This is a genomic window from Anaerobutyricum hallii, from assembly GCF_900209925.1.
GTDB lineage: Bacteria > Bacillota > Clostridia > Lachnospirales > Lachnospiraceae > Anaerobutyricum > Anaerobutyricum soehngenii.
In genome coordinates this window covers 1,260,162-1,275,422 of the sequence record NZ_LT907978.1, presented here as the reverse complement: position 1 = coordinate 1,275,422, position 15,261 = coordinate 1,260,162, and the positions used below count along the sequence as shown (strand labels likewise).

The following is a 15,261-nucleotide window of genomic DNA, read 5'->3' as shown; positions in this document are numbered from 1 at the left end:
TGCCCCGGCATTCCTGCTGCAAGATGCCACCTTACTTAATCTACCTCAAACTTATAGCCCATTCCCCAGATTGTCTTGATATACTCTCCCTTTTCGCCCAGCTTACTACGCAGCTTTTTGACATGGGTGTCAATCGTTCTGGCATCTCCAAAATAATCATAATTCCATACGTTATTAAGAATCTTTTCTCTTGAAAGTGCTACTCCCTGATTCATTACGAAATAGTTCAGTAATTCAAATTCTTTAAAACTTAATGTAATCTCCTTTCCATCAATTCTGACTTCGTGTGCTGCAATATCAAGTTCAATACCGCCCGCTTTCCGTATTTCTCCTGTAGAAAGATTATTACTTCTTCTTAAAATTGCCTCAACTCTGGCAACAAGAATCTTTGGGCTGAATGGTTTGGAAATATATTCGTCTACTCCAAGGTCAAATCCATTAAGCTCATCGCTCTCCTCGCCCTTTGCAGTCAGCATGATAATCGGAACCTGTGAATACTGGCGAATTTCTTTTACTACATCAAATCCATTAATTTTAGGCATCATTACATCACAGATGATTAAACTGATGCTTTTATCTTTAAAAAAGATATCCAGGGCTTCTTCGCCATCTGCGGCTTCTACAACTTCAAAGTCCTTCTTTTTCAGGAAATCCTTTACCAGTTTCCTCATTCTGCTCTCATCATCTACGATCATTATTTTTAATTTATCCATGAAAAAGCCTCCCTCATTCTTGCTTAATTTTCTTTTCTTCTATATCATACACTAATTTTCTGAAAATTGTATGAAAAAAATGCAGAAAAAATATGAACAGAAAAAAAGAATCCCTTTTACAGGATTCTTGATCTGTTGCTCGCCACCTACAGAGGTGGGGTCATCTCACATCTGATATATCTAATGTCTTCCTATCTTTCGTAAAAGATTAACAATAGCAAGAATAATTTCTCGAATGACTGCAAATATAGCAAACATTAGTAAAAATCCTGCAAGTCCAAATACAATATCTGCAAAATCCATTGTTCCGGTACCGGAAATCTTCTGTCCAATCTCAATAGCAAAGGTTATAACAACAATAACTGTGAATACATAAATAAATGCAATCGCAAGGATATGATTTTCACTTAAAATCTTAAATAGCGGATAGATTACTGCTAAAATCAGCATACCTATAATCCCGATTACAAGGAAATGCAGTTGTTTGTCTGTAAAGTTCTTCTCGTAGGCATCATTCAATGACAAAATATAATTATGTATTCTGGCTATAAAGATGACCATTCCTTCTAACATTCGTTCCATAATTGATCTCCCCTTATAAATAGTAACCTGCTTTGATAAGATTCCAAATATCAAAAATTCAAAAAAGCAGGCCGAAACCTGCTTTTACTATAATACACTTTCTCTATAGGGTCAAATACTGTCTTTATAAATATTTACTTATTTATCCCATTTTGTAAGATGATATGTACGGATTACTCTGCACAGATCATTCACATAAGAACCGGATGTAGCGTATCCTCCCTTTTTAATTATCTGAAGCTGCTTTTTATAACTCTTTGTCTTCGTCAATCCTGCATATCTTTTTCTGCTTCCGCTCTTCGCCCCTAAAAGATAGGCGGAGTGATCTTCAATAGAGTCTTCCACACAGGAATACTTACGGAACTTCGCTTTGATCGAATATCTGCCACCGCCTCCATATTCATATGTAGACTTCTTATAATAGTTGATTCCATCCCATGCAGAACCAGCCCAGTTATTACCGGATAAACTAATCTTCATTCCAAAAAGATTATTCCCATTCTCTGCTAATGTAGACTGGCCCCATCCGCTTTCCAAAATAGCCTGTGCCATTGTTACAGAAGCAAGAATTCCTGTACGTTTGTAGTTAGCCCTTGCAAGCGGTCCGATCGTATCAATAAACTCATTCTTATCCACACTTCTTGTCTGTGTCGCAGATTCTTCAATTCCATTACGAAGCCCCAGTGTTACCAGACGCGCATCACTGCGATAACTATATTTTAATCCAAGGAAAGAAGCTGCCTGCTTTGCAGGAACAAGAAGATCTCTTACATTACTCCGCTTATATGTAACAAAATATGGCTTAACTTTTAAGCTCATCTTCTTTCCGTTCACCTTTGCATACTTCTTATTCGCATAAAAAATAACCTTTCGCCTTCCATGTCTTAATGTGACTTTATTTCCATCTGCTGCATAAGCTGCATGGATTCCATTATCAGAAAAAAGCGTTTTGCATGGTACAAAAATATCAGAACCAATCTTAATAGATGGTGCCGCTGAATTATCTGCCATTGTCACTGCTGTTCCTCTGTACTTCACATTAATGATGGTTCCTTTTAAATTTGTTGACTTGCCTGCACGAATTACCGGTACTTTCGCTGCGGATACCGGCTTACTAAGAACGAATAACCCACACAGAAGCAAGAATGTAAATAGTGTCTTTTTATGTTTCAATTGTAAACTCCTCTCGCAATAATTGTTGTGTAAATATATATTATTTGTTAACAACTTGTTACAAAAGGCATTATACATTTAAAATGTGTGCAAAATAAGACTTCTTTACTTTTTCTTTTTCCAATTTGTCCCTATTACAAAAAAGCTGTAGTGGGTATTGCATCTTTATGTAAATGTTTTCTTACCTCTACAGCTTTCTATATCTGAATCTGAATATTAAATCTGCTCTAATGCCTGAGAAAGATCTGCAATTAAATCTTCTGCATTCTCTAAACCACAGGAATAACGAATTAAGTCTGGTTTTACGCCACATGCTTCTAACTCTTCATCATTCATCTGACGGTGTGTTGCACTTGCAGGATGAAGACAGCAGGTTCTCGCATCTGCAACATGTGTTTCAATTGCCGCGATTTTTAAATGTTTCATAAAATTCTCTGCTGCTTTTCTTCCACCTTTTACACCAAAGCTTACTACACCACAAGAACCATTTGGAAGATACTTTTCTGCCAGTTCATGATAAGCATCTCCTTCAAGACCACAGTAATTTACATAGGTAACTTTTTCATGCTGCTGTAAGAACTTTGCAACTGCCAGTCCATTTTCACAATGACGTTTCATACGGACATGAAGACTTTCTAATCCAAGATTTAAAATAAATGCATTCTGTGGAGACTGCATTGCTCCGAAATCTCTCATAAGCTGTGCTGTTGCTTTTGTTATATACGCTCCACCGATACCAAAACGCTCTGTATAAATCACACCATGGTAGCTGTCATCTGGTGTACACAGTCCCGGATATTTCTCCGGATACTTTGTCCAGTCAAAGTTTCCACTGTCTACAATACAGCCTCCTAAGCCTGCGGCATGGCCATCCATATACTTTGTTGTGGAATGTGTAACGATATCTGCGCCCCATTCAAACGGACGGCAGTTTACCGGCGTTGCAAAAGTATTATCTACGATTAAAGGTACCCCATGTGCATGTGCTGCGCTGGCAAACTTCTCAATATCTAATACCGTAAGTGCCGGATTCGCAATGGTCTCTCCAAAAACCGCCTTTGTGTTTGGCTGAAAGGCTGCATTCAGCTCTTCTTCTGTACAATCTGGGGAAACAAATGTAAAATCAATTCCCATTCTTTTCATTGTTACTGCAAAAAGATTATATGTTCCACCATAAATAGAAGATGAGGATACAATGTGGTCTCCGCACGAAGCAATGTTAAACACCGCATAAAAGGATGCTGCCTGACCGGAAGAAGTAAGCATTGCCGCACTTCCGCCTTCTAACTCACAAATCTTTCTTGCAACCGTATCATTCGTAGGATTCTGTAATCTAGAATAAAAATATCCCTCTTCTTCTAAATCAAAAAGACGGCCCATTGCCTCACTTGTCTCATATTTAAATGTTGTGCTCTGTATGATCGGAATCTGTCTTGGCTCACCATTACCAGGTGTATAACCTCCCTGTACGCACTTTGTTCCTAATGAATATTCCTTCATTCGTTTTCCCTCCATAAAATATTAAATGCTATTAAATTGAAATTATATGTGAAACAGGCACCGACTTTTCCACATCATAATAAACAAAGAAATCCTGCGGTCCCCGTCCAGCTTTATAAACTCTCTGATAGATCGGATAAAACAATACATCTTCGTATTGTTCTACCTGCTGCCTGTAAAACAGGTCATGTTCTGTATGTCCTTCATCACCATAAACAGTAAATGCATGAGGAAATTCTTTCTTGAAAGCTTCAAGGCCTTCAAAATCTCCCTTTTTTTTCAACACCTTTGCATAATTATATAAAAGAAACAGCTTTGATACCGGTTTATAAATCGTCCCATCCTGTGTCATGATCACTTTTGGTGCTTTTCCATCATATTGAAAATTCTCTGTTCCAATCTTTCTAAGCTGCTCTATTCCTTCTTCTAACTTACCTGCCAGCAGCAACACAACAGACTGATACGCCCGGCAAATATTAATATAAGGCACATCATGCGGCAAATGATACAGACACTTCTCTATTAATTGTTCATTCCAGTGAATATATTCTTCCATCAGTCCCACGCAATCTTCTATCCCTCGTTCTTCCACAATATAAGGGAAAAGGAAATGCAACATTTTCTCATACATGACCGCATCCCGGTCATCATAATGAATGCGGCGGATATAGGTATCATACTGCTCCCGGTCAAATACTTTTTCTTCTAAAAAATCCATTTTAAAAATCTCCTTCACAGGCATAGCTTCCAAGAATCTTTAAATATTCTGTTTCCTGGGAAAGCTGGTATAGTAATGCACGTATTTCTTTTGTATCAATATTGGCATTCAGCTCAGCAAAAAACTTATAGTTCCAGCTATTATCCTTCCAAAACGGACGGGAATGAATCTCCGTCAGATTGACTCCATAATCAGAAATCATAGATAAAATACTGCTGATACTTCCGCTGTGATTCGGACATTCAAACATAATCTTTACACGATTATGCGATGGCAGTACAACAAGCGTATCTACAAAAGTAACGACCTTACGGCGCACGCCCCCGTCTTCCTGCACTTTACAATGCGTGATATACAGCTCCTTCTCTGCAAGCAGATTATGAAGTTCATCTGATACTCCGATTCCAACTTCCTCAATAATACCGATTCCCGCATCTGCCTTGCCTTCTTTAATATAATCCGCCACTTCTTCATAAGAGGCTACCGTAATCACCTTATCTTTTGAATAGTCTTCACAGGTATATAATTCTTCTCTTACCATTGCCGGTTTTAAGATTACCGCAGGCACCTTCGTATATTCAAATGGAAAACACTGACGAAGCTCTAATGTTCTTCCATATTGATACTTACGGCTTACTTCCATAATTCTCTTGATCAATGCTGTATATTCTCTTACTAACTCCGGCTTCATTCCTTCTGTCTGTTTCTTAATAATGATTTCTTCCCTGTCCGGTTTATAAATTTTATCTTCTGTTTTCGCTTTAATACAGGCAACCTGATCTGCCAGAGTCATACGTTCTACGAAAAGTCTGCGAATCTCTCCATCTACGCGGTCAATATTCTTTCTTACATCTGATAAATCCATATCTGTTTTCGTTCCTTTCTTTTACAACTGCTTAATCATCCTCTGTCACTTCTCCTGTAAAACTCAAACGCAATACAGTTATTAATCAATCACCACCTGAAAGAGGCGGGAGTCTTCTCGACTGAGATAAACAAAAACAAGGAATCTGTTTTGCAACCGACTCCCTGTTAGTATATCATAATTCTTCTTATTTGGTTATGTATAATTCCCGCTTTCTCATAAATTCAAGAATGTCCCGACATTCTTGCTGTCTGATATAGCAAAAAATCATAACACATTTTACTATGATACTCTGTTCATTTACAAAATCAATTCATACGATAAAGCGTTTCTACTGCCTTATCTTTAATAAGTAACGTTGCATGTTCTGACAAATAATATCCCTCAAGCCTTTGGTTTGAACATTCTGCTCCATATTCTTCTGCTGTAATCATAAAAGTGATTATCTTTGAATTATCCATCTCTATCGGAAATTCTACTAACAAAATATATTCCTCTGAATCTTTATAGAGACTTGACGGAATAAAGTAATCTTTATTCAAAAGAGAACAAAAATCAATCAGATTACGGAACTCTTTAAAAATCAGCTTCTGGGCCGGAATATGTGGTCTTACCGCCTGTTCTGGGCCTCCCTGTTCCGCTGCTTTAGAAGATGCCATATCTTTAGCAAAGTCTTTAGGCGTTTCCAAAGATACATTCCCTGCCCCTGTCGTCTCTGCTTCCTTTGTTTCATTTGTTTCGTTTTTTTCTTTTTCTTCTTTTTCTGTTGTATTTCCCATACATACATCATGGAGATCTTTTGCTAAAGCCTCAAACTCCCGTTCCTTTTCTTCTCCGCTCATAGAGTAAATACTATCAATCCGGTCATCAGAAATCCTCTCTCTTAATGCCGTCGTCATCTTCTTTATCTGATCTAAATCCCTGTCAATCGCTACATCCTGAAAAGTACAACTAATCGTAATGAGAAACTGTTCCGAAGGTAATGCTCTTGCAATATAATTCTGCACACCATTATCCGTATTCCAGTTAATATAATTCTTAGAATTCGCGATAATCGCATTAAGAAATTCTTCCATCAAATCATTATCCGAACTCAATTCATTTAAATCAAAACCCATCTGCCCAATCTCTTCTTTATTAATAAGGCACCTTATCGTCTCATCATCTATTTTCCAAAAAAACATAATATCCCTTCTTTCAAGGCCATTTGCTTTGCCTAACTTTATTATACAGATATTATTAGCCATGTCAATAGTCGAGTGCCAATCTAAAAAGAAATCCTATCATAAAACGCTTCTGCTAACTTCTTATGTGCCTCTGGCATCAGATGTAAAGAATCTACTCTTGATGACTCCACTACCTTTGCCGCATCAAAGAAAATACAACCATACTTTTTAGCAATTCTCTCATATAAAACAGAGAGTTCCCTTGAACGAATAATCGCATCTTCATCAAATGAACGTGCAAACTCTGATGCCGCAATATCTTTTCCAATCTCCGGCGGAGACACCAGAACTACCTTTGGAATATATCCCTGCTTTTCTTTTGTAAATTCCTTTATGACCTTGACCAGTTCTTCTGCCCCATCCGCAATTTCCTGTGCAGATGCATGAAACATCCTTTTTAAATCATTACTTCCAAGCATCATGATCACAAAATCAATCGGTTTATGCGTATTAAGACAAGGCCTTAAATATCCAAGACCCGCCTTCCATGGCTCCTTTGCATCCTCAAAAACTGTTGTCCTTCCGTTGCAGCCCTCTTCTATCACCTCATACTCCTCTCCGAGCATCTTCTGTAATACACCTGTCCAACGTACATCTTTTGGATAACGCAAACCATTTACCGGATTATAACCGTATGTGTTTGAATCTCCATAGCATAAAATTGTTGTCATTTTAGCACCTCTACTTTACAACTATGTTCCTTTGTCTGTTTATCGTAACCTATCCCTACCGCAAGAATTCGTCCTGTATATTTAGGCTGTTCTTCTAACTTTCCCTGAAACTTTAAGGCATATTTTTTATCCTTAATCTGAGAAATTGCCTCTTCTGGAGTATGGTCTATCTTTAATTCTAAAATAATTCCATCATCTTCTTTTCTAACAGGATAGAAAATGAAATCTACAAATCCCTTCCCTGCTTTATCTTCTCTTTCCACTCTATATCGATCTCTGGCTGCAAGATATACAAGATTTACAATAGCTGTCAATTCTATTTCTGCATTATAAGATAATATTGGTACCTCCGTATTATGTGCATACTCTAAAATAGATGCCATGGTATCTACATCACCTGCCAGCGTTGCCTGAAGCATTTCTTCCGACCGCCTGGCTAGTCTGTATACATACCCCAGCGAATCCTCACTTTGAAGTAACTCGTCATACTTTAGCATAAGCTCTTTATTTGGAATAAAAACCTGTCCATTATCATAAGTAAGCAATCCATAAATGACCATTGCAGAATAAATCTGATTTTTTGTTTTTAATTCCATTGATACCGCCGCAAAATCTCCTATTTTCGCATTAATCCTCTCTCCGATCACCATCAACGCCAAATCATTTCTAATATTTTTTATATCATTTCTGACATAATAAAAAATCTCATCATACGGTCCGGAACTTGTCCAGTAATTTGAAAGCTGGTTATCGGACAAAGCACATACTATAGAGCGCGGATTATATATTCTTTCTCTTGCCGCTGTATAATATCCATCATACCATTCTCGCAGCTCCTCTCTTGTAATACGAGGTTTCCTTGTATACTTTCTGTATCTGTCATAAAGTCCGTCCACTTCCTCATCAGAAAATCCAAAATATTCACTGTACTTTATCTTTGTTGCCATATCATATTCTAAAAACATATTTAGCTCTGAACCACTCGAATACTTTGCAATAGGAAGAACCCCTGTCATATAAGCAAGCTCAACATAACTCTTTCCTTTCAGCAATAATTTCAGAAATAAAAGATAGCTTTTCCTGTCATTTTCCGTTACAAATTCCATATTAAACGGGGCATCCCATTCATCCATAACAAAAATAAACTTTTCACCCGTCTTCTCAAACACATCCGATAACAAATCCCATATAGAAACTTTTCTCTGTAAACCTATTTCTGAAAAAGTATCCTGTAAATCACTTTTTATTCCATCCGATATTCTTTTTATATAAGAATTATAATCTTTGCAGCCTTCCGGTATTTCACTAAAATCAATGTAAATAACATTATATTTTCCAATATGTTCTTCGTATTGCTCCGCTTTAGAAATCGCAAAAGAATCAAAAATCTTTCTGTTCTCTATTCCTTTTTCAAAAAAAGCACCAATCATATTTGCCATAATGGTCTTTCCAAACCTTCTCGGTCTGGTAATACATATAAACCGCTGTTCCTGCCCCAATAAAGGAATGATTTCTTCCAATAATGCTGTTTTATCAACAAAGTATTGTCCCTTGGTTACTGTCTTGTATCTATCATAAATTCCTATGCTATTTAAAAACAGTCCCATTTTAACATCCCCTTTCCTGTCTATTTTATTTCAAATTATATTCTACCTTCTCTATCAGGCAAGTATGCTTTTTTGTTTTTTATCATAATTAATTCCTGCCAGAATTAAATTACCCTTGAATTATTTATAGAAAAAATTACCTCTTTCCAATCCATCGTACTGATTGCATTAATATATTCCTGCGCCACCTCTTTATTCGGAATTCTAACGGATTCTTTTTCTACATCATAAGTAAGATATCCCAAATGCACAAGCAGCGTCAAAATATCATCTCTCGTTGCAAATGTCGTCATATCATTATGAAAGGTACCTATATTAATTCTTACGCTATTACCCGCAAGCATTTCAATGATAGCATCTTTTAAGCCATCCATATTCATCTGAATATATACCTTAAGTGCTTCATATGTCTCTGTCTGATTCCAGTAGTTTCCAAATCTGTGACGTAACATTGCTTCTACAACTGACTTTGGATTGTAAATAGAATATAAAATATCCTCCTGTTTGTTATGGTCATAAAGACCGTACCCATTATACCATGCTTTTGTTTCCTCTATACTCATTCCATATTCTATGCAAAGATTCTCTACTTCCTTTTCTGTGAAACCAAAATATTCTGCCATATTTCCAGAATCTGTCATCGAATATTCCATAAACATATTTAATGCAGAATGCGTTCCGTACTTTTTAACCGGAAGAATTCCTGTCATATAGGCAAGAGCGATGTATGCTTTATCCTTTAGCCATACCCTTAAAAAATCCAGATATTTTCTCTGTGCCTCTTCATCCTGTTTATATTCACGAAACAAGCAATCCCATTCATCAATCAAAACAATAAAGGATTGTCCTGTATAAGAGAAAATATCCTGCATGGCAAACACCAGATTATCACAATCTACATATTCTGGATAGTTATATTTTAATTCTTTAATCAGTCTTTTCTGAAGTACTTTAAGCATCTCATCTACATTCTGTGTCATACTTAAAAATTCCTGCACATTTATCTTAAAAACATTATATTTATTTAAATGTGTGGAAAATGTCTCACAATGACTAATTTCTAATCCATCGAACAGTGCCGCCGAATCATAATCCTTTCCGTAATACGCCGCAAGCATATCTGCCGCCATCGACTTTCCAAATCTTCTCGGCCGGCTGATACACATATACTTTTGTTTTGTTCTAAGAGCTGCATTTGTTCTCTCAATAAGCATTGTCTTATCTACATATATTTCTGAATTTATACTTTCCTGAAATTCTATTGTCCCTGGATTCAAGTAAATTCCCATAACTGCACCTCTTTTCTTAAAAATATGTTATATCTAATATTATACTTGCTTTAATGAGGTATCGCAATAAGAGAAATACCCTATATTAAAAACTAGTTTCTGAAAAATGACTTGACAAAAAATATCAATAATTTTTATGGAATATATTTACTTTCTATCTTTTATATGGTAATATATGTTTATATATCAAAATAGCAACACCTATAGTATACTAATAAAGAAAGGAAGGTGACAGTGACGGCGATTCGTAATAAAGTGAAACCGGACACTGTACTAAAGAATTTCTGGAGAGATAATCAGCGATTTGCAGATTTATTTAATACCATTTTATTTAAGGGAAAGCAAGTATTAAAACCAGAAGATTTAAAAGAAGCAGATACTGATATTTCTTCTGTAATAAAGTTTAACAACCACGCAGAAACCGTGCAGCGAATCTTAGATGTTGTCAGAAAAACTGCGAATGGAACGGACTTTATCATCTGGGGTTTAGAGAATCAGGAAAAAATTCATTATGCCATGCCACTCCGGCACATGATCGCCGATGCATTAATCTATCTCAAGGAATATAATGAATTATCTGCCAGAAATAAAAGAGAAAAGAACTATAGCTCCTCCGATGAATTTTTATCCGGACTGACAAAAACAGACCGACTACATCCTGTAATTGGTCTATGCATATACTATGGAGAAGAAGAATGGGACGGTCCAACTAATTTGGTAGATATGATTCAAGTCACCGAAGATTTAAAACCTATGGTATCTGATTATAAAATGAACCTGTTACAAATACGAAGCAGTGAACATTTTCAATTTCAAAATAATGATGTTCAAACCGTATTTGATATGGTGCGCCTCATTTACGAAGAAGACTATACTAACTTTAATAAACGATACAAAAATAAATCCATACCTGCTGAATTAGGCTTAACAATTGGCTCTATCGTCAATTCTCAGCGAATCATAAACCAGTCATTAATTATGGAAGAAAGGGAGAGTGAGATAGATATGTGTAAAGCTTTAGAGAACTTAGTTAACAACAGCAAACTTGAAGAGAAAAAAGAAACGGTTCTTCGCCTTTCTGATATGGGAATGCCCATTGAACAAATTGCACAAGCAGTAAAAATTGCAGTAGAAGATGTTCAAAGCTGGCTGCAGGAAAGCTCACAGCAGTAGACACAATCCATTCCTGTAGATTTCGTATAGACGAAAAAAGGAAAAACAATATACCCCATCTGCTCTGTAGTCGCTGTATTTAAGATGCTCATCCGCATCTTAAATACGCTCCCAAGCCGCATCTGGGGTATATTGTTTTTTCTTTTTTCTGACTATCCTATATCCACAGTTGGCGAGAATGGGACTTCTCCAGAAAGTTATGTCTCTCCATGGAATTAAATTCTAAAGGGTTGACATTCAAATTGTTGTATATACTTAAAATTTTATTTTTTTCATATCTTTTTATCAACTAATCTATAAGATAAAGTTAGACAGCCGTTGTAATAGAACTTCCTGTTGAATTGTAAGGAAACTATGGTAAAGAAAAGAGAATCTTTATAAATATTGCATTTTATAACTTTACGCTGTGGGGTTTTTGCGCGGATTTAGAGTAGCCAGAAAAAAGAAAAAATACCATATCCCAGATGCGTCTTCAAAGCGCGTTTAAGATGCGGACGAGCATCTTAAACGCAACGACTACAGAGCAGATGGGATATGGTATTTTTTCTTTTTTCGTCTCCATCAAACCTACAAACCAGGCCTTAAGCTGCTTTACAGGCATCTTCAAATTCTCTGAGTTTCTGTTTTGCACTTGGTGTCAGGTTCTTCGGTACCTGAACCTCCACTGTTGTGTACTGATCACCATATACAGAAGAATTCTTCATGGATACAATACCTTTACCACGCAATCTGAGTTTACTTCCTGACTGCGTTCCCGGCTTAATATTGCAGCGAACATTTCCATAAATTGTCTGTACAGTTACATCACCACCGAGTACGGCAGTAATAAATGGAATAGAGACGGTATTATATAAGTTTTGACCTTCTCGTTTAAATCCAGGTTTTTCTTTTACAGTAACTTTCAGGAACAAATCGCCTGCACTACCACCCTGATATCCCGGAGAACCTTTTCCTTTTAATCGGATGTTCTGTCCTGTTTCGATTCCTGCCGGAATATTAACTTCTAGTGCCTGTATCTTTCCCTGATCATCTTTTAAATGAATGGTTTCTTTTTTACCAAAGGCGGCTGCATCAAAACTTACATTGATTTCAGCATGAATATCGGAGCCTTTTGTCTGATAATGCTGCTGATTTCCAAAACCTCCGGTTTGTTTGAAATCATTCTGAAATCCAGACTTTTTGAAACCTCCACCAAAGAAGTTTTCAAAGATATCTCCCATGTCTCCACCTTCAAAATGGAATTCCTGATATCCGTTACCATTCTTCGTACGATAGGTTCCTCCATGGAATCCGCCGGCTCCATTAAATCCATTAAAGCCGTTAAAGCCTTCAAAGCCTTCAAAGCCGCCGGCATTGCCATACGCACCTGACTGCGCTCCTCCTGTTCCATCAAAAGCGGCATGACCGAACTGATCATAAAGTTTTCTTTTTTCTGGATTGCTTAAGATCTCATAAGCTTCTGTAACTTCTTTAAACTTTGCTTCTGCATTGGCATCTCCCGGATTAATATCCGGATGATACTTTTTCGCCAGTTTACGGTATGCTTTTTTAATTGCTTTATCATCTGCGTTTTTATTTATTCCAAGAACTTCATAATAATCCTTTTTTATTGACATAATCTTCACCCTCTCGTTGTGAATTCTATTTGTTCTATTTGAAATATAACACCATAGTTTCTTCTTGTCAACTATATTTTCTCATGTTTCGCAGATTACAAAGTCAAACTCCTTATCGTTCATGCACGAACGACGTTTGACCCTTTTGACCCTTTGACTTTAACTTGATATCACAAATTACCCCGACATATATATATCAAATAGCTGCTGTAGATTAATAATGTAAAGACTCCGTCTATTCTTGCTATTTTATTCCGATATAACATGGGAAATAATGCCACAACTGATACTAAAATACATACTGGCATATCAATCAATGCCATCTGCGTAGAAACAGGAAGACTTTTCCCTCCGAGTAATGTACATACAGGAAGGATAAATGCCGAATCGATCATGTTTGCTCCCACAATATTCCCTACAGATAAAGAAGATTCTTTTTTGATGATTGCGGTTACTGTCGTTACAAATTCCGGGAGGGAAGTTCCCATTGCAACGATTGTAACAGATATGATTTCTTCACTGATATGTAATTTTTCTGCAATTTCGCATGCGGATTTTACTAAAATTTCTGAACCAGCTACAATAGCGACCGCACCTATGAAAAACCAGACAAACATTTTCCAGCATTCTTTTTTCTGTGTTTTACTATCGTTTTTCTGATTTTTTCTTTGAAAGCCCTTATTTCTTTCTTGAAATGCATTTTTTATATTCATTATTAAAAATAAAATTCCGGCAAGTAATAGTAATATGCAGTCTGACCAATCAAATACTCTGTCTTTGAAACTTATCAGAAGTAATACGAGGGTTCCTACATATAAGATTGTTTTTATAATATAATCCTGTCTTTTGATTGCTGCCGGAAGAAAAAACAGACTGATTGCAAGAATAATTCCAGTATTTGCCGAAACAGAACCTACTGCATTTCCAATCGCCATAGCGGAATGTCCTTTTAATGCTGCGGCAGCCGATACGATGATTTCCGGCATTGTTGTTGCAAAACTTACTATCGTTGCTCCCACTACATATTTCGGAATTCCCAGAGTTTCAGATATTTTTGATGCGGCATCAACAAACCAGTCTCCTCCTTTACATATAAGAATCAATCCAATAAAAAAAGACATATAAATCATATACACAGACCTCCTGCTTATATCATTTAACTATGTCTTTTTTCTTTATTTATACCTATTTATAGCTGATTTACAATCAATTTATTTCCAGAGAATATATCATTACAACTTCTTCACTGACTCTTACCATCTTCCGCTTTTGCAAGAGGTGTCTTTAACACTTCTATTTCCTTACGAATCCGGTCCATCTTTAAATCAAGTGCTGCACTCTCATCTGCGCACAGTTTCAGATCAGCCGTTAACTGATCCGATACAATATCCTTCTTATACTTTAACTTATGTTCAAGGCTTGCCCAGAAATCCATAGCAATTGTTCGAAGCTGTACTTCTACCTTCATCATCTTCTTCTTATGTTCTAGAAAGATTGGCACTTCTACAATAAGATGCAGGCTTCGATATCCATTCTCCTTTGGATTTTCGATATAATCCTTACGCTGAACTAGAGTAACATCATCCTGCTCTAAAAGGCAGTCCGCAAGAAAATAAATATCTTCCCTAAAAGAACAGATAATACGGATTCCTGCAATATCTGTCAGATTCTCTTCGATACTTTGTGTTGAAAAAGGAAGATTTCTCCGATTTAACTTCTCTGTTATACTTTCAAGACTCTTTACTCTCGTTTTAATTGATTCAATAGGATTTCTATCGTGAACAAGAGAAAACTGCTCGTTTAATACACGAAACTTTGTCTCTACTTCCATCAGCGCACATTGGTAATATGCCATTAATTCTTTATAGGGTTTCTGCTCTTTCTGCAGCATATCATGTATCTCTTTTGTAGATAATTCCCGGAACATTCTTTCCCGAAGTCTCTCACCTATTGGAGAGCGCATTAAATCATCTAATGCTCCAAAAATTCTTTTTCTTTGTTCCATTGTCTTCATTCCTTTCGTTCTGTATTTCTATAACAAAATCATAGAAAGAGTTCATTTGTGAAATACTTTGTATAATTTTACCATGAATTATCATTTATCTCAATCTCTTTCATCGGAATTATG

14 protein-coding genes are annotated in these 15,261 nt (G+C 36.4%); 1 reads left to right on the top strand and 13 read right to left on the bottom strand.

From position 1 onward, the window contains the following. Window positions 1–35 precede the first annotated feature (35 nt). From EHLA_RS05845 to EHLA_RS05800, 10 genes are all read right to left on the bottom strand, one after another. On the bottom strand, window positions 36–713 hold the full coding sequence (locus EHLA_RS05845) for a response regulator transcription factor (RefSeq protein WP_021906264.1): 678 nt from the start codon (window positions 711–713) through the stop codon (window positions 36–38). A 180-nt stretch (window positions 714–893) separates the two neighbouring features. After that, the gene (locus tag EHLA_RS05840) at window positions 894–1,295 is read right to left on the bottom strand and encodes a hypothetical protein (protein WP_096239713.1); all 402 of its coding nucleotides are present in this window, start codon (window positions 1,293–1,295) and stop codon (window positions 894–896) included. Between the two features lie 138 nt (window positions 1,296–1,433). Beyond that, the gene (locus EHLA_RS05835) at window positions 1,434–2,468 is read right to left on the bottom strand and encodes a glucosaminidase domain-containing protein (protein WP_162290853.1); all 1,035 of its coding nucleotides are present in this window, start codon (window positions 2,466–2,468) and stop codon (window positions 1,434–1,436) included. A gap of 216 nt (window positions 2,469–2,684) precedes the next feature. After that, window positions 2,685–3,968, bottom strand: coding sequence for an O-acetylhomoserine aminocarboxypropyltransferase/cysteine synthase family protein (locus EHLA_RS05830; protein WP_096239708.1), 1,284 nt, complete (start codon window positions 3,966–3,968; stop codon window positions 2,685–2,687). Window positions 3,969–3,999: 31 nt separating this feature from the next. Next, window positions 4,000–4,686, bottom strand: coding sequence for a hypothetical protein (locus EHLA_RS05825; RefSeq protein WP_096239706.1), 687 nt, complete (start codon window positions 4,684–4,686; stop codon window positions 4,000–4,002). A 1-nt stretch (window position 4,687) separates the two neighbouring features. Then, window positions 4,688–5,551, bottom strand: coding sequence for a chorismate mutase (locus tag EHLA_RS05820; RefSeq protein ID WP_096239704.1), 864 nt, complete (start codon window positions 5,549–5,551; stop codon window positions 4,688–4,690). Between the two features lie 308 nt (window positions 5,552–5,859). Continuing rightward, the gene (locus EHLA_RS05815; RefSeq protein ID WP_157908555.1) at window positions 5,860–6,735 is read right to left on the bottom strand and encodes an adaptor protein MecA; all 876 of its coding nucleotides are present in this window, start codon (window positions 6,733–6,735) and stop codon (window positions 5,860–5,862) included. A gap of 83 nt (window positions 6,736–6,818) precedes the next feature. Next, the gene (locus tag EHLA_RS05810; RefSeq protein ID WP_096239700.1) at window positions 6,819–7,448 is read right to left on the bottom strand and encodes an SGNH/GDSL hydrolase family protein; all 630 of its coding nucleotides are present in this window, start codon (window positions 7,446–7,448) and stop codon (window positions 6,819–6,821) included. After that, window positions 7,445–9,055 carry an AAA family ATPase gene (locus EHLA_RS05805; RefSeq protein ID WP_096239698.1) on the bottom strand — a complete coding sequence of 537 codons (1,611 nt, stop codon included), beginning with the start codon at window positions 9,053–9,055 and terminating at the stop codon, window positions 7,445–7,447. The genes EHLA_RS05810 and EHLA_RS05805 overlap by 4 nt, the downstream gene beginning before the upstream one ends. A 104-nt stretch (window positions 9,056–9,159) precedes the next feature. Further along, window positions 9,160–10,344, bottom strand: a complete 1,185-nt coding sequence (locus EHLA_RS05800) for an AAA family ATPase (RefSeq protein WP_096239696.1) — start codon at window positions 10,342–10,344, stop codon at window positions 9,160–9,162. A 234-nt stretch (window positions 10,345–10,578) separates the two neighbouring features. Between EHLA_RS05800 and EHLA_RS05795 the strand changes: the two genes are divergently transcribed. Continuing rightward, window positions 10,579–11,517, top strand: coding sequence for an Rpn family recombination-promoting nuclease/putative transposase (locus EHLA_RS05795; RefSeq protein WP_242970678.1), 939 nt, complete (start codon window positions 10,579–10,581; stop codon window positions 11,515–11,517). Between the two features lie 581 nt (window positions 11,518–12,098). Here EHLA_RS05795 and EHLA_RS05790 read toward each other — a convergent pair. From EHLA_RS05790 to EHLA_RS05780, 3 genes are all read right to left on the bottom strand, one after another. Beyond that, window positions 12,099–13,133, bottom strand: a complete 1,035-nt coding sequence (locus EHLA_RS05790; protein WP_096239692.1) for a DnaJ C-terminal domain-containing protein — start codon at window positions 13,131–13,133, stop codon at window positions 12,099–12,101. A 170-nt stretch (window positions 13,134–13,303) separates the two neighbouring features. After that, on the bottom strand, window positions 13,304–14,263 hold the full coding sequence (locus tag EHLA_RS05785) for a calcium/sodium antiporter (protein ID WP_096239690.1): 960 nt from the start codon (window positions 14,261–14,263) through the stop codon (window positions 13,304–13,306). A 113-nt stretch (window positions 14,264–14,376) separates the two neighbouring features. After that, window positions 14,377–15,138 (bottom strand): GTP pyrophosphokinase, encoded by a 762-nt coding sequence (locus EHLA_RS05780; protein WP_021906905.1) that lies wholly within the window; start codon window positions 15,136–15,138, stop codon window positions 14,377–14,379. Window positions 15,139–15,261 lie beyond the last annotated feature (123 nt).